The 19,443-nt window shown below is 63.0% G+C and carries 19 protein-coding genes and 1 pseudogene; 10 read left to right on the forward strand and 10 right to left on the reverse strand.

The genetic code is table 11. The features are described from left to right. Positions 1 to 102: 102 nt before the first annotated feature. Positions 103 to 3,030, reverse strand: coding sequence for a DEAD/DEAH box helicase family protein (locus C6C15_RS14400; protein ID WP_105950423.1), 2,928 nt, complete (start codon positions 3,028 to 3,030; stop codon positions 103 to 105). After that, positions 3,027 to 5,006, reverse strand: a complete 1,980-nt coding sequence (locus tag C6C15_RS14405; RefSeq protein ID WP_105950424.1) for a site-specific DNA-methyltransferase — start codon at positions 5,004 to 5,006, stop codon at positions 3,027 to 3,029. Before C6C15_RS14405 ends, C6C15_RS14400 begins: the two co-directional genes overlap by 4 nt. 837 nt (positions 5,007 to 5,843) lie before the next feature. On the opposite strand from C6C15_RS14405, the gene C6C15_RS14410 reads away from it, so the two are divergent. Beyond that, positions 5,844 to 6,347 (forward strand): hypothetical protein, encoded by a 504-nt coding sequence (locus C6C15_RS14410; RefSeq protein WP_105950425.1) that lies wholly within the window; start codon positions 5,844 to 5,846, stop codon positions 6,345 to 6,347. A gap of 348 nt (positions 6,348 to 6,695) precedes the next feature. On the opposite strand, the gene C6C15_RS14415 is transcribed toward C6C15_RS14410, so the two are convergent. The 4 genes from C6C15_RS14415 to C6C15_RS17160 form a co-directional block, all read right to left on the reverse strand. Beyond that, entirely contained in the window at positions 6,696 to 7,799 is a 1,104-nt protein-coding gene (locus tag C6C15_RS14415) for a tyrosine-type recombinase/integrase (RefSeq protein WP_105950426.1), read from the reverse strand. Next, on the reverse strand, positions 7,799 to 8,026 hold the full coding sequence (locus tag C6C15_RS14420) for a helix-turn-helix transcriptional regulator (RefSeq protein ID WP_105950427.1): 228 nt from the start codon (positions 8,024 to 8,026) through the stop codon (positions 7,799 to 7,801). Before C6C15_RS14420 ends, C6C15_RS14415 begins: the two co-directional genes overlap by 1 nt. Before the next feature lie 2,288 nt (positions 8,027 to 10,314). Continuing rightward, positions 10,315 to 11,151 carry a hypothetical protein gene (locus C6C15_RS17155; protein WP_158698566.1) on the reverse strand — a complete coding sequence of 279 codons (837 nt, stop codon included), beginning with the start codon at positions 11,149 to 11,151 and terminating at the stop codon, positions 10,315 to 10,317. 313 nt (positions 11,152 to 11,464) lie between these two features. Beyond that, a complete protein-coding gene (locus tag C6C15_RS17160; protein ID WP_158698567.1) occupies positions 11,465 to 12,016 on the reverse strand; it encodes a hypothetical protein in 552 nt (183 codons plus the stop codon). Positions 12,017 to 12,057: 41 nt separating this feature from the next. On the opposite strand from C6C15_RS17160, the pseudogene C6C15_RS14430 reads away from it, so the two are divergent. The 5 genes and pseudogenes from C6C15_RS14430 to C6C15_RS17245 form a co-directional block, all read left to right on the forward strand. Further along, a pseudogene (locus tag C6C15_RS14430) lies at positions 12,058 to 12,294 on the forward strand (SOS response-associated peptidase family protein); the annotation flags it as partial. A 121-nt stretch (positions 12,295 to 12,415) separates the two neighbouring features. After that, positions 12,416 to 12,811, forward strand: coding sequence for a hypothetical protein (locus C6C15_RS14435; RefSeq protein WP_105950430.1), 396 nt, complete (start codon positions 12,416 to 12,418; stop codon positions 12,809 to 12,811). Positions 12,812 to 12,866: 55 nt separating this feature from the next. Beyond that, on the forward strand, positions 12,867 to 13,601 hold the full coding sequence (locus tag C6C15_RS17165) for a hypothetical protein (RefSeq protein WP_158698568.1): 735 nt from the start codon (positions 12,867 to 12,869) through the stop codon (positions 13,599 to 13,601). A gap of 92 nt (positions 13,602 to 13,693) precedes the next feature. Continuing rightward, positions 13,694 to 14,137 (forward strand): hypothetical protein, encoded by a 444-nt coding sequence (locus C6C15_RS14445; protein WP_105950431.1) that lies wholly within the window; start codon positions 13,694 to 13,696, stop codon positions 14,135 to 14,137. 8 nt (positions 14,138 to 14,145) lie between these two features. Then, positions 14,146 to 15,219 carry a hypothetical protein gene (locus C6C15_RS17245; RefSeq protein WP_199787659.1) on the forward strand — a complete coding sequence of 358 codons (1,074 nt, stop codon included), beginning with the start codon at positions 14,146 to 14,148 and terminating at the stop codon, positions 15,217 to 15,219. Between the two features lie 205 nt (positions 15,220 to 15,424). On the opposite strand, the gene C6C15_RS14455 is transcribed toward C6C15_RS17245, so the two are convergent. Then, a complete protein-coding gene (locus C6C15_RS14455; RefSeq protein WP_105950432.1) occupies positions 15,425 to 16,051 on the reverse strand; it encodes an NAD(P)-dependent oxidoreductase in 627 nt (208 codons plus the stop codon). Continuing rightward, entirely contained in the window at positions 16,048 to 16,536 is a 489-nt protein-coding gene (locus C6C15_RS14460) for a MarR family winged helix-turn-helix transcriptional regulator (RefSeq protein ID WP_158698569.1), read from the reverse strand. Before C6C15_RS14460 ends, C6C15_RS14455 begins: the two co-directional genes overlap by 4 nt. 17 nt (positions 16,537 to 16,553) lie before the next feature. Between C6C15_RS14460 and C6C15_RS14465 the strand changes: the two genes are divergently transcribed. Next, positions 16,554 to 17,426, forward strand: a complete 873-nt coding sequence (locus C6C15_RS14465) for an SDR family oxidoreductase (RefSeq protein WP_158698570.1) — start codon at positions 16,554 to 16,556, stop codon at positions 17,424 to 17,426. Between the two features lie 34 nt (positions 17,427 to 17,460). Further along, positions 17,461 to 17,805: a DUF7882 family protein gene (locus tag C6C15_RS14470; protein WP_105950434.1), complete on the forward strand. Its 345-nt coding sequence runs from the start codon at positions 17,461 to 17,463 to the stop codon at positions 17,803 to 17,805. A 48-nt stretch (positions 17,806 to 17,853) separates the two neighbouring features. Here C6C15_RS14470 and C6C15_RS14475 read toward each other — a convergent pair whose 3' ends face one another. Together C6C15_RS14475 and C6C15_RS14480 are read right to left on the reverse strand one after the other, a co-directional pair. Further along, positions 17,854 to 18,126, reverse strand: coding sequence for a hypothetical protein (locus tag C6C15_RS14475; protein ID WP_158698571.1), 273 nt, complete (start codon positions 18,124 to 18,126; stop codon positions 17,854 to 17,856). A 91-nt stretch (positions 18,127 to 18,217) separates the two neighbouring features. Next, positions 18,218 to 18,682, reverse strand: coding sequence for a DUF7882 family protein (locus C6C15_RS14480; RefSeq protein ID WP_374114491.1), 465 nt, complete (start codon positions 18,680 to 18,682; stop codon positions 18,218 to 18,220). Between the two features lie 2 nt (positions 18,683 to 18,684). On the opposite strand from C6C15_RS14480, the gene C6C15_RS14485 reads away from it, so the two are divergent. Further along, on the forward strand, positions 18,685 to 19,002 hold the full coding sequence (locus C6C15_RS14485; protein ID WP_105950437.1) for a DUF7882 family protein: 318 nt from the start codon (positions 18,685 to 18,687) through the stop codon (positions 19,000 to 19,002). Between the two features lie 93 nt (positions 19,003 to 19,095). Then, positions 19,096 to 19,389, forward strand: a complete 294-nt coding sequence (locus C6C15_RS14490) for a DUF7882 family protein (protein WP_105950438.1) — start codon at positions 19,096 to 19,098, stop codon at positions 19,387 to 19,389. Positions 19,390 to 19,443: the final 54 nt, after the last annotated feature.

Genomic DNA, 19,443 nt, shown 5'->3' on the forward strand with positions numbered 1-19,443 from the left:
CCCAGTCGTCGGCGCCGAACTGGTTGTTAAGCGCGGTCCCCGGCGCGTGGATGTGCGGGTCCCACCGCCGCCACACGGAGCCCCGCAGGTCCGCCGTGGACGTCACAGCAGTTTCTCTTGCCGCGCGGTGCTGGAGCGACGCAGACGCGCATAGTCCAGCAGCTCGCTCGCGCGCGCGTTCTTCTTCTTCCAGTCCTTCACGATGGTCTCGCCGAGCAGCACGTAGTGCCAGCTCCGACCGTCGCGCTGCTCCTCGGGGAGCTCGTTGATCTGCTCGCACCACGCCAGCGCAGCGCGTCGCTTTCGCTTGACGTTCTCGTCGCTGAGCGCGGACTGCGCCTTGGTCTCGACGACGTAGATGTCGCTACGGGTGCGCACGAGGAAGTCCGGCGAGTACTGCGCGGGCATGCCGTCCGCCTTCAGGTAGGGCCGACGAAGGAAGTCGTGACGATACTCGTGGACCTTCGCGAGCGCTTCAATCGCCGAGTCGCCATCTGCCCAGTGGATGAATGTCCGCTCGAGGCCGCCTGCCCTCGTCGGGATCGGCAAGCGGTCGTAGATGCACTTGTTGACTTCGGCAGCAGAACTCGCGCGCACCGGAATCGTCGCGACGTCCGAGAGCTTGCGGTACTGCACGATCGCGGAGTCGACTTCCTGATTCTCCTGTAGTTCGACAAGCATCGTTGCAAACGTGCCAGCCAGCTCGTGGGCGACGTCATCGAGCATTAGGACGCGCCAGTTCTCGCCCTCGAGCGGGTCGAACGATGCTCCGAACATTCGCTTGCGGATGTAGGTGTCGATCCACCCGAGCAGGAGCGGTCGGTAGGACTGAAGGATCGGAAACTGACTGATCTCCCGATACTTCTTCGCCGATGTCGTCATGTTCCGCCCCAGCGCCTCCGTGACGCGGGTCGTCATGCGCGAGAGGTAGTCGTTGTAGCCCGTCGCAGTCAGCACACCGCCGTCGACGCGGTAGTCGCCGAACTGCGTACCTGTCTGCTGGTCTTCAGAGACGAACCGGTCGCCCTTGCCGACCTGCGTGAGGATGGGCTCAAGCGGGAAGCGGCTCACCGGAAGCTCGATCGGATTGATGCTCGGCTCACGCAGCTCCTCATCGGCGTCGCGAATGATGATCGGAATCTCGAAGTCGTAGGCCTCATACCCCGGGCGGAGATCTACGAACTCCAGGTCACCCGTGGCGGACGTGCTGGTTTCCTCGTCGCCGACCTCGACCGCGAGGCCGCCGTTCACCAGCTCCTCGTAAAAGTCCGAGAATGCCGGGTGTTCGACCACGAAGAGAACGTCGAAGTAGTTGGTCGGTTCGAGTCGCTTGCTCATACGCTCGCGCGTCTCGGCCTTCAGCTCGTCGATCGCGTCATTTCCCCGCCACATGAGGCGAAGCCCGCGCCCGATGGTCTGCTCAAGGAGAATGGATGCCTGCGACGAACGCAGAGGCACGATGACACAAATATTGCTAACGTCGAATCCTTCGCGGAGCATCAGGACCGAGATGATGACCTTCGGCTGTGCGTGCTTGTCGACGTCGAACAGCTTCTCTCGAACCGGCTCCCAGTCCTTCGCTCCGAGCTCAGACTTGCGCCCTGAGTCCACCCGCAGGATGTCGTCGCTCGAAAGGCCTGTGGTCTTGAGGAACTCCTCGACATGCGGCGACACCGTTGTGTCCTCACAGATGACGAGCAGCTTCGGGCACTTGCTCGGATCTGCGTCCTTGAATTGCTCCTCGAGGATCTGGAGCTTGCGAAGGCCAGCGCGCAGCATGACCCTCTGACCGTTCGAGAGACCTGTGACGGCGTTCTGTTCGTCACGCTCGGCCCGGAAATCGAGCGGGAGCGCCGCCACCTCCTTGCGCTTGTCGAGCGCGAGCGCCTTCACGAGGCCGGCTTTCATCGCAGAGGTGAGATCGAAGTCGACGACAATGTGCGGGAAGTATGCCTTGTTCTTGTTCTTCCCGGAACCCACCTCGTTGTAGGGAGTCGCCGAGAAGTCGAACTGCATGAACCTCGCCCCCTTGGTCGACGCGATCTCCGTCAGGCTTTTCTGCCACTCGACGTCAGTAACTTCCTCGGACTTCTTGACCTCGTGGATGTGATGCGCCTCGTCGTTGAAGACCACCAAGCTCGGCAGATCCTTGAGCGCCTCGAGAGGGCCACCGCGAGCGAAGCGTCGGTCGAGGGCGTCGAGTGCGTTTCCAGCCGCCGTACCTGGAGTGAGCGGGAAGATGCTCTGCACAGCGTCTTTGGGGCTGATATCGACGCCCGGTGCGTCGATATCCTCCTCGTAGTCGAGGAAATCCGGGTCTTCTTGGCCGGCGAGGAGGTGCCAGTTGGTGATGGCTATGAGGCCCGATCCGGTGACCTTGCGGCCGATCTCGGTTTTGGTGACAACGGACGACTGGAGAAAGGCGAACACCTTCGTGCGGTAGTTCTCGGGCACGAACAGGTCACGCTGCGAGTAGATGTCGCTCGTCGTGAAGTCGCGCTCTCCGCCGTGTTCCTTGCCCATAAAGGAGTCGAGAAGGCGCTCGTAGACGATGAGGCCCGGCGCAACCAGAAGGAAGTTGCTCGAGAATCGCGGGTCGCTTGGATTGGCTGCGTTGTTTAGGTGCTGCCAGAGCATCAGGGAGTTGAGCACCCACGTCTTGCCAGTACCGGTCGCCATCTTGGCGGCGTACTTCGGGTAGTCGTGACGCTGGCGAGTCACTTCGCCAAGCACGCCACCCTGCAGCAAGTACTCCCCCGCGACAGCCTCGTACAAATCGCGCAGACGGGTCGTGCCAAGCACTTCATGGGCGTAGATGATGTTGAGGATCGCCTGCCGCTGGCCCTCGTGGAAGTTCAGGAAGCGAGTGTCGCAATAGTCCTGCTCGAACCAGTAGCGAAGCAACTCGGCTGTGACCGGTGTGACCTCCTCGAGGATTGACGCACCGAGGCCACCGACAAGGTCGGGAATCTGTGGCGCGAGGAGGGTGCTTAGACCTTTCGCGAGCGGGAAGTCAGCGAAGCCACTCATGCGGACACCTCGACGTTCGGGATGACCACCTCAGACTCGAAGCCGAACACGTCAACGGCGCGGATGCAGATCGTGCGCGGGCCTTCGTAATGCGAGAGATCGAGGGTAGCCGTCGTAACGACACGCAGCGGATCTTCGTCGTTTCCGGTGTTGCCGCGATAGTCCTGCCAAACCGAGCGGAAGACTTCCCCGTCATAGTCAGGGTCGACCGCCCAATACTCGATAAGCGCCAGTGGCTCGTTGTTCATCACGTTTTGCAGGGCGGCACGATTCTTCTCGTCGAGGTTGATTGCTTCCGGAGAGAGCAAAACGTAGTTCTGCAGAGAAACGGTAAGAGACTCGCCTGAGGCGTTGTGAGTGCGCGCCAGAACGTCCGCCCTCAAATACTGGAGGCTGGAGAACCGCACTTCAGACGCGAGCTTATCGGCACCCTTCTTCTTGAGGCGGTCGAGGAGGTCGGGCGGGATAACGAGGACCTCGAGCCTGTCGTCGTTCAGGTCTGAGATGTCCTGACCGATCCCGGCGGCGAAATTCCACCCGAGAATGATCACCTTGTCGAAGCCGCCCATCTTGACTTCGCGGTACCCCTGGGCGCGGCGGAGAGTCGAGACCGTGGTGAGCCGAGCAGGGCTGTCGACCATGACGAGCGTCCGTGTGCCAGGTAGCCGGCCGAGGCTCCCATTGACGTTCTCTTCGGGAGGAAGCGGAAGGGCGCCGTAGACGTCTAGGACCACCTTTGAGAGGTCGCCGACCCGGAAGCTCCGCCCCAGAGTCGAGCGCGCCTGCTCCACCTGATAGTCACCGATCGCCTGATATAGGAAGGGATCTGAGTCTTGGTCGATGAGGCGCTTACGCGTGATCATCGTGGCTGGCTTGCCGAGATCAGTAACGACCCAACGGCGACCCAAGCGTTCGGCCACAGCTGCCGTGGTTCCGGAGCCGACGAAAAAATCGGCGACGACCGCGCCCTCGTCAGTGGACATTGAAATGATTCGCTCAAGAAGCGCCTCAGGCTTCTGTGTCGCGTAGTTGAGACGCTGGCCACCCTTTGTCACCCACGGGACATCTGTCCAGACATCGTCAAGGACCACCCCGGGCAGCTCGTCGAGGAACTGTTTTCGATATAGATTTCCCGTTGAGCCTTCGTGGATGAGGCCTGCTGCACGCATCTCTTCGATTCGCGCATGGCTCGTGGCGGTACCCAAATTCTGATCGGCCCGGTACCTGCGTCCATCTGCATCGATGTACCGGAATCGGGATTTATACTCGTCGGAGTAATCTTCATGGACCGGGTGGAAGACGCTCGGCTTGTTCTTTTCATACCGGTAGATCGTGTCGTGGTTAAAAGGCACCTTGTTCTTGCCTTTGAAGCCGCTCACAGACATTCGTCGCCACACGATCTCGTTGCGGAACTGATCCTTGCCAAAAATCTCATCAAGCAGAATCTTCACGTAATGCCCGACGTGCCAGTCGAGGTGAACAAAAATTGACCCCGAATCGGACAGAAGCTCGCGCATGAGCACAAGGCGTGGTGCAATCATGGCGAGGTAGGAGGCGGTACCATCGGCCCACGCATCCGAGTAGGCGAACTGCTCAAGAACAGTGGGCCGTTGATCTAGGACCACGTCGGGCAAAGTGATGCTCGTCCTATAGTCAGCCTTGGAGTCGAACGGCGGATCGATGTAGATCAGATCGATCTTGCCGCGCATGCTTGGATTGTCTTCATCGCCAGCAAGCAGAGCAGCCATCGCGAGCAGGTTGTCGCCGTAGATGAGCCTGTTAGGAGACGACTGAGTGTCTTCGTCGGCGCGCGATCCCCAGACGTTGATGCCGGCCTTGTCCTTGGCTGGAATCACGAGTTCACGGGTCTGCAGACTGACGCGGTTCTGGCCCTCCAGCTGCTCGAGGATCTGTGCAGCCTGTCGCTTGCCCGTAGCGACGATGCTGGGCAGTTGCTCAAGTAATGATTTGGCCATAGGGTGAGGTCTCCTTCGCCCAGCAGTGCGCAGGTAGGTAGTGAAGCGATCGGGCACTCAAACGATATCGGCGCATTCCGTCATCGGACCGGAGCCGGAGCCGTACGATGTGTCGCCAGAACAGGGCAAGAGTAGCGCACGATCCCCTTACTTCTGACATGACCGGGGATTTCTTGGAGGTATCAGACGCTAGAGGATGTAAGACAAACCCCCACCGAGGCGCCACGAAGTCGCCTACCCCACGTCAAGGCGGCGGTCACGAGCCTAGACTGTTCGACGCTCAGGTCGCCGCTGGCTAGTCCGGCGAGATCGAGGTGGTCCGGGCCCCCAGACCAGGACTTCCCGTGCGCCCTTGTGCCTAACGTCGCCCTGTTGCCAACGCGTGTCAGTGTCGGTCCCAGGCGGCCAGGTCGATCGTGGGTTCCGGCACATCAGCGCTGTCGTCGTGCTGGTCGGCATCCCGACCAGCACGCGGCGCCGGAAAGCGTCGCCAGCAGTCCCCGCCTCGAAGAGAACGAAGACGTCTGGGAGCGCACACCGGCCCTGCGACCAAGTTCCCCGAAGCAGAACGTGCGCCACGCGAACCCGCACCCGAGCTCTCGACGGCGTGGTGCCCGGCCTGGGAGATGACCCGTGGCGTCATGGGTCCCGTGGAAACCGATGAGGCCGCGGCGTGGAAGGCAGAGGTCAAGCGCAAGCGCGAGGAGCCGTCGCACGCCCGGAAAAGGACCGAGGAAGGCCGAGATAGCGGCGACGGGCCCACGAAAAAATCTCGGCGAACTGCGGGCGAGCCAGTACGGTCGAGATGGACAATCGCCGCCTACCGGATGGAGAACGATGACGCTCGACACCGAAGACGCAGTCGCGAAGGCGATCGGCGCCGAGTCTCTCGACAACCTCACGGACGCGCAGGTGGTCGCGCTGGCCGAGCATCTCGGCGATATCACCCCCGAGCTCCAACTCCACCTGATCAAGACCAACCCTCAGCTCCAGATGTACGCCTTGCGCGCAGTGAACGCGGTCGAGAATGATCTCCGCTCCACCCTTTCGGCGATGAACGAGAACAGCAAGCAGGCGTTCGTGGCTCTGGGCGAAACCCGCGACATCATCGCGGGCGAGCTGAACAAGCCCGACCTCAGTGACGAACGCTGGCGTTATCTCATCGACAAGCTGACAGACAACGAAGACAAGGCAAAAGCAGTTGCTGATGAGACCAACCAGCTGGTCGCAGAGCAGTCCAACGCCACACGCGGTGCGAAGGTGGCTATCGCGGCAATGCCCTACGTCGAGGTCGTGCTTCAGGTGGGCATCCGGCTTCTGATCACCAAAGGTCGACTGTAGATCGGTATGTCAGAAACGACGACGCACTCGCTGACGCGGCCGCGGCGCTGACCAAACAATGCCCCTTCCAACCTGCGGGAACGATTGACTGCGGGCCGCCCGGGCAGGGCATCTGCACGATCCAACTCCGAGCGAGTTTTATTGCCTCGCCCCATCCCTTCGAGGAGCTGCTCCTGGCAAGGCATCACGTCTGATCCACATCGGAACAGCGTTCGCTGAAGTCCCGGATGCTGCGCAACCAGATCCGTGCTCGATGCGATGGATCATTCTTCCGAAGCGTCGGCACGGCCGACGCCTGCGTGGCGTTGCGTATTTGTCATGTGAGACGACATCCGCAGCCCGACTCGCTCATTGCGTCTCGGACAGGAGTCTCGCCCGGTGGCGACTCAAAGCGTAAGCAACGTTGTCGAGATCATCCGGGAAGAGCGCAGCATAAGTGTCAAGCGTCACCTTCGCTGACTTGTGGCCAAGCATCCGCTGGATGACCTTCACATTGGCGCCGGCGCTGATCGCCAGGGACGCGGCTGTGTGGCGCAGATCGTGCGGCGTGATTCGAGTCAGCTCGGAATCCTCTGCCATACAACGCGTCATTGCGGCCTGGAACCAGCCGTCCTTGCTGTTCCCAGCTCGCAAGAAGCCGCCGTCCGTGGCGACCCATAGGCGGTCGTCGAGACCCTTCACGCGCACCAGGCTGGCGATCTCCGCGTCAAGGAAGTCGGGATAGGCGACGACTCGCCTTTCGTGACTCTTCACGCCTCCGAGGATGTGCTTCCCGTTGACCTCAGCGACGGCCTCTCGGATCAGCAGGCGCCGCTTGACCGTGTCTACGTTGCGCACTCGCAGAGCGGTAGCCTCACCCCAGCGCAGGCCGGTGTACGCGAGGAAGCGCACTAGCGTCGGATATCGAGATACTCGTGCGAGCGCCTCCACCTGCACGTGCGTCAAAAACGTCTCGTCGGGAAGCGGCTTCCTCTTGATCGCAATACCGCGCGCCGGGTTCTTAATGATGCGCCCATCCTCGATCGCGTCGTCGAAGATGCCGCCCAGAAGGTCACGGGCGCGCGCGACCGTGGTGTGCGATCGAGTCTCGCCCAGCTCGGTCAACCACTGAGCGAGGTCGCGACGCGTGACCGCGCCGACCGAGTAGTTGCCCCAACGTGGAAGGACGTGGACTCGCCAAGTGCTCTCGACCGAATGGTGACTGCTGGCCGTGACCTTGGACTTGTGCCGCTCAAGCCAACCCGGTCCGAGTTCCGAGATACGAATCTTTGAGTCTGCCGGGTCGACGTACGATCCTCGGAGTTTCGCGACCTCGACAGTGGCGAGGTGCGCTTCCGCATCACGCTTGAGCTTGAAGCCGCGGTCGTGTCCGCGCGTGCCGTCGGGCTTGGTGTACCAGACCTCGTACATCCGGCCCTTTGTCTTCGTGGAGTAGGCCTTGACGGTTCCCATCAGGCGGCTTCCTCGGACGTGCTCGCGTGCTCCTGGGCGAGCAGCCATTCGTCGACAGCCTCGGGGCGGTAGCGGGGGCTGCGGCCAATCCGGATGAACTTTGGCCCGCGTCCCGTGATGCGCCATTCGCTCAGGTTGCGCTCGCTCGTGCCGAGGCGGGCGGCAAGTGTTGCCGGCGTGATCAGCGAGTCCAGGAGGCTGGTGCTCGCGGGGGTGGAAATAGGCATGGATCTCCCTCGGAAGTCAAACTTCCAAGAGGACCTCGTAGCCGAACCCGTTAGCGGTTGCTTGGCGTATCCAAATGGTCGGACCGTCGGTGGCCCTGCCCTTTTAGTGTCATTCAGGCTTGCTCACGACTGTACACAGCACGTCGGACAGATCGACAGTGAGCGCTCGGGACGCAGGGCTGAGGGTTGAACGCTCGACGATCGCCATGGGGCGGGTGTACCTGGTGCGTACCTGCCAGATCGGGGGTTCTAGGTACACCTGCAGGTACATCGTGATCCGCGTCGTTTCGCCGATCTCCGACCGCTCATTGGGTGTCGTACCTGGTGTACCTGGTCTATTTATAGAAAGAGAAGAGACCCTGCGTTCCCTCACCCTTGTGCCTACCGGACCCTTAACACTGCTCTCATATATAGGTTTGCCTCTAAGTGCAGGTACACCAGGTACACAATGAAAAATACCCGATCAGCAAACAAATCCGTGATTTCGTTGCATCTGCTTGACGGTTCCCTTTTTCATCTTGGGACCTGGGCTTTCCCTAAACTGTCACGTACCTGGTGCCTCCAGGTACGCGGCAGGTACACGTCCGCACCACGCACCCAACGGTCGCCTCGAACCCAAGTGAGCGAGTCGGGAGCTCTTCTTGCAAAGTGATCCGCGATCGGGCCTTCGCCTCGATCCCTTCGGTAGCGATAGGGCAAACGGAGTGCAGACCGGTCACTATCGATAGCAACCTGAGGAGGGCCCAGTGGGGCGTCCTCGCGCGAGCAGCGCCCACTGCGGAGTGAGGGCCGTCGTAGCGCAGCGGAGACGGTGAGGGAGGCCGGAAGACGGAGCGCAGCGACAGTCGGACGGGTGACCGAAGAGGTGTCGGCTATGCCGACCACCGGTCAAGTTTCGGGCGAGCGAAGCGAGGTAAGAAACGCAGCCCGGTGCCACCTCCCCTTATGCTCTTTCCCTTTGCCTCTCGCATTTCGAGCTTCAGCGAGAAATCGAGGTCATGTTTTGCTGCTGCATCAGGGTAAATGGATGTCCCCATCATCCATGTCCCCATGACCGAACCCGAAGGGCCCGCAGGGGGTCGTGGGGACATGGCGATCCATTTGCCCTGGAAAGTCGGGGGTGGCTTGTCCCCATGGTTTAGAACGCAGTGGCACCGTGGGGACAAGCCTTGAGCGAAGCGATGTCAGAGGCCCGTGGAGCGTGCGGAACGGGACTCGTCACACCCCCGACGCGGCCGCCCGGAGGTGGCCGCCTTCGCCTCGCAGCAGCGCAGGTCGGAGCTTGCTTCGACGTCCTTTCTGACGGTCGTCACACCGTCGATGGCGCCGACGCAGGAGCACCACCTCATCGACGCCGGCCAGGCGCCGGGAAAGCAACCTCACCGGTCGCCAGACCGGCTTCTTCATCGCCTCGAGCGACGGCGCGCGCGAAGCATCCGGGCATCCCTGCGCCGCACATCTGGCGGTCTCCGACCGGGCACGAGGAAGCCCCCGGAGGGGGTGGAAAGCGGCGCGTCAGCCTTTGCGAGTCGTCGGTCGATTGAGGACTCGCAGAGCCGCACTCCTGCGGTCGGCTGCCAGGGTGGGAGCAGCTCAGCAGAGGGACGAGCACGCTTTCGCACATCTTGGATCGGGCGGAGGGCTGGCGCTGGGGCTGCTCCGGGCCCGGCAGACATGAGTCCTCGTAGCGAGCCTCATCGCTTCACGCCCCCACCCCTTCACAGCCCTCTGGGGGGCCTGATCCGGCACCGTGGCGTCGGCGAGCTGACGGTCAGTTTCTGCCCACCAGACGCCCACCTCCGACCGTTTGGAGGCCGTCGGGCGACCAGCTAGCGACCACCGGGAGCGTATCCGAGGCTCCGTCCGAGGAAGCTGCCCCCCGAAACGGGACGGTGACCACCGAGCGACCATGCGGAGGCCAACGTGAGCCCGACGCGAGGCCACGAAGCCGCATCGAGCGCGTCGCGAGCGACGCAGCGCCCCTCAGTGGGCGTGGAGTGACCAGCGTGAGTCCATGTCGAGGCCACTGCGAGTCCACGCGGGCCTCACTGCCGGCGCCCCCTCACTGTCGTGAAGAGGGAGGGCTGAAGACAAAAAGAACACCCCCGCTGCCCAAAAGCAACGAGGGTGTGAGGTGAGTGAGTGATGATCAGCCCTGAGCTGCGACCTGGGGCAGGTGGTCTTGAAGGCGCGGGTGGGACCCTAGTGCTCGGCGTGCTGCTGCTCCTAGGTTTCGTCGCGTTCCTCGCGTGGGTCTTTTCGAAGCGACTGCCTCGCCTCATCGGGTGTCATGCCTCGGCGTTGCCGCCAACTGAGAGAGCGCCTTTAGTAACATCTGCACCGTCTCTGTGCATCGTCGGCTCGTCGAAGAATGAGTGGTAGCGCAGATCGATCCGTGCCGCCGCGCCGTCGATCTCCAGGAAGTGGTGATATCGATCGCTGCCCTCAACGTTGCGTCGAAGCCGGGGGGCGAAATGAGGAGATTGAAGCTCGGCCAACAAGTCGACCATGGGCTTGTGCCGATCCGATGAAGTCAGTAGTTCGACCGCGAATCGTCGCTGGTTGCTCCACCACGAGTCGATAGCGTCGAAGTTCGCGCGGACAAACAGGCCGAGTCGTCGTGCGATTGCGCTCAACGGAACAAGTCGAGCATCGGCCTCATGGTGTGATGCTCGCTCTTGACGGTGAAGCGGGTCACCAAACTTCACGGTTCCGTGAACTCGGTCATACACGTGGGCCAAGCGGTAGGCCTCGAGCTCCCTCAGTGAGATTCCAAGGACCGTGAAGCGCTCAACCTGACCTGGGAAGAAGAAACTGACGCCGGAGCCGCTTTGGTAGTCTTCAAATCGCAAGCGGGCGACTCCGTTTTCGATCTCTGTGTCGTGCCGGGACCACGTGGGTAGCAGACGGCTAAGTGTCGGGGCTAGTCCCTCGGGAGTGGCTTGCATCGTGTACGAACGGGACTCCGCCCAGATTCGTAGTGGCTCAAGCTTCTTGAACTCGCCGCCCTGCCCTCGCGCAGGATCGAACAAGTAGCCGATGCTCCCGATGATCGATCCCTCGAGCCGACATTGCAGCGCCGAAGGTACCGGGACCACCGGGTCGCTCGATCGCAGGGCGCGCACGTACTGGAGCGATTCTTGATAGGGCTCGAGGAGCGCTCGCTTACGAAGATGTACACGTTCGAAAAAGGTAGAGTTCACGATTCTCCAAATGGGGCACCGCCGACCCGACGCCCGGAGACATCGCTGACACTCGTCTACTTCGCATTTCCGGAAAGGCCCGTGCCTCCTTCTCGCGACGAAACCAGGTCGGTGGCTTCGCCTCGAAGGGATCCGAAATCCCCGGTCCAAGGATTCCACATACTTCGCACCGATAGGAATAGCCTCGTGACTAACGATGAAGCCATTGGCCAGTGCCCTCCGACGTGCCCCCCCCCTAATCCGGAGTGACGAATCGACAACGCGCCTTGCCGTGATGCGCCCAAATCTCGTCGTGGCCATCATCGCGGCGGACGAAGCCGAGGACATCCCCCGAGCAGCTCAATGTGCAGGAGCAGAACGGAAGCTCCGCTCCTGCGATCAGACCCTCGCAGACCTCATGCGTGGCGGGCGTCACGGCGACCAGGATCCCCGCCGTTTCTGAGGTGATGTCGATTAGAATTGCCGCAAGGAAGGGCAGGCAACCATGGTCTACCGACGCGTTTCGGCCGGCTTTCTGCACACATCTGCCGCCGATGTGAGCCGCAACCTCGCCCTGATCGAGAAGGGTCAGCAGCTCGCGGGGCACTTCCCCAGCGGCTCCGATCTCGATCGCGCACGTCGCATCCTCAGCGGGGAACTCGCCCCCGACGCGGCGCGTGCCGAGATGCACGAAGCTCTCGCGGCGCTGGTGACTGCCGAGCGCGCGCACACGAATGCCGACTGACGACCGGTACAGGATCCCGACAGCGGTGAAGTTCTTAGGAACAAGCTCGGCCTGACGACGCAAGACGCCGTCGATAAGGCGATGAACTTCGCCAGGAGGCCCGCGACGCCAGCGGAGAGGTGCACGACCGGATGCCCGCGTTCCTGACGCCGGACACCTGGGACGCCTGGCTCACGCCGGAGAAGCTCACCGGGGGCCTCAAGGCCGAGACCCTGGCGACGCTCGAGCACACCTCGAGGGATGTCGCCTCCACCATCCGAGAGCACATCGTCGACCGCAAGGTCAGCAGCAGCCGCACCGTCGACCCGACCGATCCGACGCTGCTCGAACCCGTCGCCTGAGATCTTTAGATCCCTCGGAGGGAGAGTGTCGGGCTAGTGGTTTTCAAGTGGCATCTTCGTAGCTTTCCCAGTGTCGCAGGAGTAGAGTGTGACTACGAGTCAAGGAACAGGAGGCCTGCTGATGACTGGCAAGACGATCGCATCGGCCACGAAGCACGGCGTGCACAAGCGAACGATCAAGCTCGACGTCCGCGAGGTCACGCGCCGACTGAACGCGGCCCTCGGAGGCACGCTGGTCTCCACGCTCGCCGGCGCCAAGGACACCAAGGCCTCGTACAAGTGGGCCAAGGAGACCGGCCCGCAGCCCGGCGCCGAGATCGTCAAGCGACTCATGTTCGCCTACGAGCAGTGGCAGAAGGTCGCGGAGGCGGAGGGCGAGCACGTCGCTCGCGTCTGGTTCATCGGCGCGAACCCCTGGCTCGACTACGACACCCCGATCATGGCGATCCGAGCGGACCGCTTGAAGGATGTCGGCAACGCCGCCCAGGCCCTCATCGATGACAGCTTCAGTGGCTGAGCCGGGCACCCGGCGCATCTGCCAGGACACCGGACTCGCACTAGTTGCGGGTCCGGTGTCCTCGTTCCGGATCGCGCGTGAGTCGTATGGTGCCCTGGCGCCCAAGCCCCGGGAGGCGACCGACGACCCCGACAACTGGGGCCGCTACGACACCGTCGGGCGGACCATCTACAGCAGCGCCGACAAGGTCACCGCGTTCATGGAGCTCCTGGCGCCGTACCGCACCGACATCAACGCCGAGCGTCGAGCGCTGCAGTCAGCTGCGGACGCGATGGGCATGGCCCTGGGCGCCTACTGGGACCAGATCGTCGCCGAGTGGGACGAGGCCGGCAACATGAAGGCCATGTGGCTCCCCCGCGCCTTCCGCGAAGGCCGCGCGCTGTACACGCTGGAGTACCCCGACGGCTGGTGGATCGACGCCTCCGCAACGGAGACGATCGCCGCCACCCATGACCTCTTCTCTGGCCCCTGGCCCACGAAGGACGGCGACTCGGATAAGCCGCTCACGCTGTCCGACCTCACCGGTGACGATCGGGTACTCACCACCGCGATCGCAAGCGCCATCCGAGAGCATGTCCGGCTCGACGACGGCACGCTGCCGCTGGGAATCCAGTTCCTCTCCAAGCACGGCCGTCCCGCAGACGGGTCTGGTGTGTGCTGGGCCTACTGGATGCGCCAGGTCGACAGCGGTCTGGACGAGCCGGCACGCGTCTTGGATACCGAGCCCATCGAAGAAGACAGTCCGGCGTACAAGGCTGCGCAGGTGTTCTGCAAGATCAAGTCCCGGTGACTCGGGCGTGATCCTTGCTCTGTGGGTGGGGCGTGAGAGCATCTCATCAACCCCACCTGCAGGCAGGCAACTAGTGGCGAAAGGAGCCCGACATGACGGCCAACAAGACGGGCTCCCAGCCCCCCTCGTTCCCCATCGATCCCTCCGAGAACGTGGTGGTCCGTTGGGACGGCCAGTACTGGGTCCCTCGCCGCCGCGGCGGTTGGCGTGCCGTGACCCCCATTCCGGAGTCCGAGTACCAGTCGCGTGACACTCGCGCCATCAACCTCGCCATCGGCGGAGCCGCGGCCGTATTCATCGCCTGGATGTTCTCGAACTTCTTCGCCTCGTGGTCCTGGGCTCCGCTCGTCAGTCTGACGATCGGCATCACTGGCGTGGTGGTCCTCGTCACCGGCCTCGTCCTGCTGATCCGCCAGCGGCGGTTCACCTCCTTCATCAAGCTCAATCCCGGTGACCTTTTCGGTATGGCCACTCATCTCAGTGGGCTCCCGAAGCTCGTCGACCTCGACGCCTCGTCCCCTGAAGATCCGCGATAGAGCCGGCCTTGGAGCTCGAGATCACAGCAACACCACGCGAGACGCTCGTGTGGGCGCCGACCGTTGACGCAGCACAGGCGCTCCGTCGCACGCTCGTCGACGATGGGTACTTCATCCGCGACGCAGACCCGTGGGAACTGCAGCAGCTCGGTGTGATCCCCGACGGCGCCCACCTCGAGTTCGACCCGGCCCGCATCTTCGACGTGACCATCGGAGGAGAGGCGAACGCAACCCTCCACGCCCTGTCTGACGACGGCCACCGACTCGTCTGGCATCCGTGGCAGCCCTACCCTGCGCGAAAGGTGTGGGGCGTCACCGTTCTGCTCCCCCGCCGACGACAGCCGCACGCCGCCGCCGGCACCAGTGAAAGCGCCGACCACTTCGGAGGCACGGTACGGAGCCTCCGCGGCCTCGGGCTGAAGATCTCGCGTGAGAACTACGCCACGATCAACAAGCGCTCGACAGCACCCCGCTGGTCGCGCGAGGAAGATCCTGTGCTGTGGGACAGCCTCGACCACATCTTCGAGGACGATGAGCACCGGATCCTCACCGACGAATGGTGCAAGGAGCAGCGCGAGCAGGCACTGATGAACTACGACCTGAACATGGCCCACTTCGCCGCGCTCGACAGGAACGAGTTTGAGGCGGCACTGCAGGCGGCCATCGCGAGCCAGCCGGGCATGATCGAGGTCACGGACCTCAGCGAGTGGGACGGGGTTCCCGGGCTCTACATCATGGTCCTCGACGAGTACGCCCAGGTCTACGTCGGTGCCACCAGCGACAGGGTCGGAATCGCCAAGCGTATCCGTCAGCACTGGACGAATCAGAAGTCCTTCGATCGCCTCCTGTGGGGGCCGGCCGACTCCTCGGTCCTCTCCATCGACAGCTTCCGCGCTCTCGACACCACGAGGATCTTCGCCCTCCAGACCTCACGCTCCTTCGATGACGAGAACCCGCTCCTGGAGCAGTTCCCTGCGAAGTTCACACTGAACCGCGTCATGGGTGGCCGCGACGTCGCTCGCTTCGCCGGTCTCGTCGGAATCGACAAGGTCATGAGGCGCCGGGACTTCTCCGCCTATTGACCTTTGGCCACAGATCCTCAATTCCGGATGAAGAGCATTGCGCGACACCGCTTCGCGGCGCATCCTTGACATGCTCGGGCCGAAGCGCGACGTAGCGGGGGCCGCGCATGACGGCGCCACGAGCTGACGAGGCGTCTGCCGAACCCCTCCCCCTCGGCGGGCGCCTCGTCCGCGCTCAGTGCGTGTGCAGCGGCGTGGCCGATGCTCACCGATCACTGACGAACGGCGCCGACCGTTGATATCCCCCGTCGACGGTGGCGCTTGCGATGAACCGCGCGAGGTTGCTCCGAGTGAGTGTGGTGCGTCGCCCGGAAACCTGTTCGTCGACGTCCACCTCCGTACGCGGGCCGTCGACCAACCGGGGCACCCGGACCAGTGTCCAGTCGAGTCCGCTGCGTTCCCAGACCTCGTACTCGGCGATCTTGTCGTTCGCGAGTTCGCCGCCCAACCGGTTCAGCAGCCAGGAGATGACCTTGTCGCGGGGGCGCTTGCGATCCCCGGGCAGCGTGAGACCCGCGACGCTGATGCCGACGTAGCGGCTGATGTGGGCCTCAGCCATCGCCGCGGTCAGTACGCGGGCACCGTCGCGCAACAGCGTGGTGTCTTTGCCGACGGGTCCGAGTGCCGATGCGACCGCTTTCGTTCCGTCTAGCGTGCGGGCCACGGCGTCCGCGTCGCGGATGTCTCCCTCGATGAGGTCGACGCGGCCCGCTATGTCGGCGGCCTTGCCGGTGTCGCGGACGAGCATCCTGAGTTCGTGCCCCTGCTGGAGGAGGTCTTCGACGAGCAGGGCTCCGGTTCGGCCGGTGCCGCCCAGGACAGCGATGTTCATGATGGGTCTCCTTCAGTGGTTCGCGGCTTTGATGGTGCGGTCGGGGGATGTTCGGCGACGGTCTTCGCGAAGCGCGACAGCAGAGTGGTGAAGGAATCGACGTCCTCAGGCGGCCACCCCGCGAGCGAGCGGCGCAGGTACTCGTGGCGGAGATCCTCGGACCCCCGCCGGAGTCGCCGCCCCTCGTCGGTCAGGGCGAGGGCTCGACGTCGGCCGTCGCCAGCGGTGGGTCGCTTCTCCAGGTAGCCTCCCTCGACGGCGCGGTCGCACAGACGACTCGCCGTGGCCGCGACGACACCCAGGCGCTCTGCGGCCGCGGAGACCGTGAGGACGCCCTGGGCGCTTCCGACGGCATGTACGAGCAGTACTGTCGACAGATCCACGGATGGCGCGGCGTCACGAGCTGCCCGACCCGAGGTGGTCGGAGCCCATAGGCGCCGCATGGCCAACAACGCCTCGTCGATTCTGGTCAGATGATCCTTCACGTTTGTATAGTACAAGCATGAACGCTGACGAGACTCCTGCCGTGTTCGTTACCGGCGCTACCGGCTCCGTCGGGGCCGCCGCGGTGGCCAGCCTGGTCGAGAAGGGCGTTCGGGTGGTCGCCGCGGTGCGCGATGCGTCCGCAACCGGTGCGCTCCCGGCAGGCGCGGAGCACCGAGTGTTCGAGTTCTCTGCCGATCCCGAAGCGATGCGACGGGCACTCGAAGGGTGCGACCGGCTCTTCCTCATGCGGCCGCCGCCGATCGAAGACGTGGAGCAGTTCCTCTTTCCGCTCATCGACGCCGCGATGGCGATGGGCATACGCCAGATCGTCTTCCTGTCTCTGCAGGGAGTGGAACACAACAAGGGTGTCCCGCACTACCGCGTAGAGAAATACCTGGAGCAGATCGGCGCGCCATTCACCTTCCTCCGGCCGAACTTCTTCATGCAGAACCTTTCGACCACCTACCGTGACGACATCCGGGACCGTGACGAGATCTTCCTCCCTGCCGGACATGCGTTCACGGCCTTCATCGACGCCCGCGACATCGGCGCCGTGGCTGCCGCCGTTCTCACCTCGCCCGGCCACATCCGGAAGAAGTACACCCTGAACGGTGAGCAGTCCCTCACCTACCGCAACGTTGGACGGATCCTCTCGGATATCCTCGGTCGGCCGATCCGCTACGCGAGGCCAAGCGAGAAGGAATACCTCGCCCGTCTTACCGCCGAGGGCTATCCGAAGGACTACATCGATGTGCAGCGGATGATCTATCGCGTCGTCCGCTGGAACATCTCGGCGTTCCCGAACCGGGCGGTACGCAAACTCACCGGTCGCCCCGCCGCGACTTTCCGACAGTTCGCCGAGCGGGAGCGCACGGCCTGGGAGAGGTGACGGACCCGAGTTCCGGGTCGGGTATGGTCATCCCATGGGAACAATCCAGTACGGCAGTGGGAGCGAGATTCACATCGAGGACCGCGCGCTCGCGCACCTCAAGGTCGCCATCTCCACGAAGCTCCGACGCAACGAGAGCTTCACACTGTCCTGGAGGCACCCGGAAGGCGACGTGCCCGGACGCTCCACGATTTGGCTGCACCCGTCGATTCCGCTGCGTTTCATCTTCGAGGAGACCGACACCCCGCAGCTGAACGCCCGGTGGATTCAGGAACTGATGATCGAAGCGAGCTCGTCCGGCGGGATCTCTCTTGTCGACGAGGTGATCGACGGTCCCGTCGAGGAGAACGCCTCGGTCGTCTCCTCCGGCGCTCAGTAGGATATCCGCGGTCACACGTCGGGCAGCTCGGCTCCGTTCCGGCTCTCGTCAGATATCCCAGTCGAAGTAGGGCAGCTCGTCATCAGCGACGATCGGTGAGTCGTCACCTCGCTCAATGTAGACGAGGACGCGAGTGTTGGCGGTGATGAGAACACTGATGATGCTGGATGTCGTGGCGATGTCAATGAACGTCGGCTCAGTACGAGCGGCAGCCTCAATCCGGTACATGAGTTCGACGACGTCGTGTTCGTCGGAAACGAGGAAGTTCTGCCCGTCGATCTCGAAATGTGTTCTCGTCGCCTTCAGATTGCCGCGTCCCATCCGCATAGCTTAGGCGTTGACCAGACCTGTGCTCTGGGGCTTGTGTCGCCTCCGTGCACCCGTCACCATGTGACGGAGCCGCGCGACAAGGTCAGACCTGCTCGACAGTGCCGCTGTCCTCGGTGGAGGCGAGGAAGTTCGGCTCCGGAACGAGGTACAGGCCGCTCGGGGCATTCGCGGTGAAGGCCAACGCCTCGACCCATTCGCGGTTGATCGATGGTTGACGACTGCCGTGATACTTGAAGACGATCGAGCTTCCGGGGTGCACCCACACGGTGGTTCGTCCGCCCCCGACGCCGGAGTCTTCCTTCCACGAAAACGCGAACGGCTCGCCTCGTCGAAGCTTCGCAGTCATCACGAGCTGGATGTGCGTCAGAGCGCGGTCTTCGATCTCCGTCTTGACCGTTTCCTCGTAGATGAATTTGCCCATCGCGGTCTTCCTTTTTTCGTCACCGATGCGCCCTCTGACGGCATCCTGCTGCTGACCATCGTACGGCCGACGGTTGCCGCTCCTGCCAACCAGGTGACCAAAGACTCCCAGCCAGATAGGGTTCATTTGTGGGTGAGATTTATTACGGCTCTTCCGATGATCCGATCTACATGGAAGACCGCGCTCTTGCGCATCTAAAAGTAGCGATCGCGACGAAGCTGCGGCGAAACGAGAGCTTCACCTTGTCCTGGGCACATCCGCACACGGAACGCGGCGGCCGGTCGACGATCTGGCTGCACCCGGCGATCCCCCTTCGATTCACCTTTGATGAGTCGGAACCTCCGAAGCTCAACCCAGCGTGGATCCAGAAGCTGCTGGAGTCCGCGAACTCGTCCGGCGGGATCAGCCTCGTCGATGAAGTGCTCGACGCTCCCGGTTCGGAATAGGCGCTTCCGAATCATGCACATGACCTCCGTCGCTCAGCGTTGAGCCGTACGCTGTAACTCGCGAATGACAGGAGATGACGTAGAGTTCTCCGCGTGGGGAATCTTGAATACAACAGCTCTCGTCCTCGCATCGAGGTTGAGGATGCGACCCTCGCACACCTGAAGATCGTCATCGGGACCAAGCTTCGCCGCCAGGAGAGCTTCATGATGACCTGGCCGTCGGACAGAGCCCGTCCCGGCCGCTTCACCGTCAGGATGCACCCCAGCATTCCGCTCATCTTCGAGTTCGACAGCGCCACACCGGTTGTCATCGACCCGAAACGCGTGGAGATGATGATGGGACGGCTCAACGCCCGAGGCGAGCTGGTCTTGGATCAGCTCGACTGAACTCCTTCACCGCTCGACCGTTGCGGCTGGCGGAATGGGACCGGATGCGCAAGG

Source organism: Microbacterium sp. str. 'China' (genome assembly GCF_002993305.1).
Classification (GTDB): Bacteria; Actinomycetota; Actinomycetes; order Actinomycetales; family Microbacteriaceae; genus Microbacterium; species Microbacterium paraoxydans.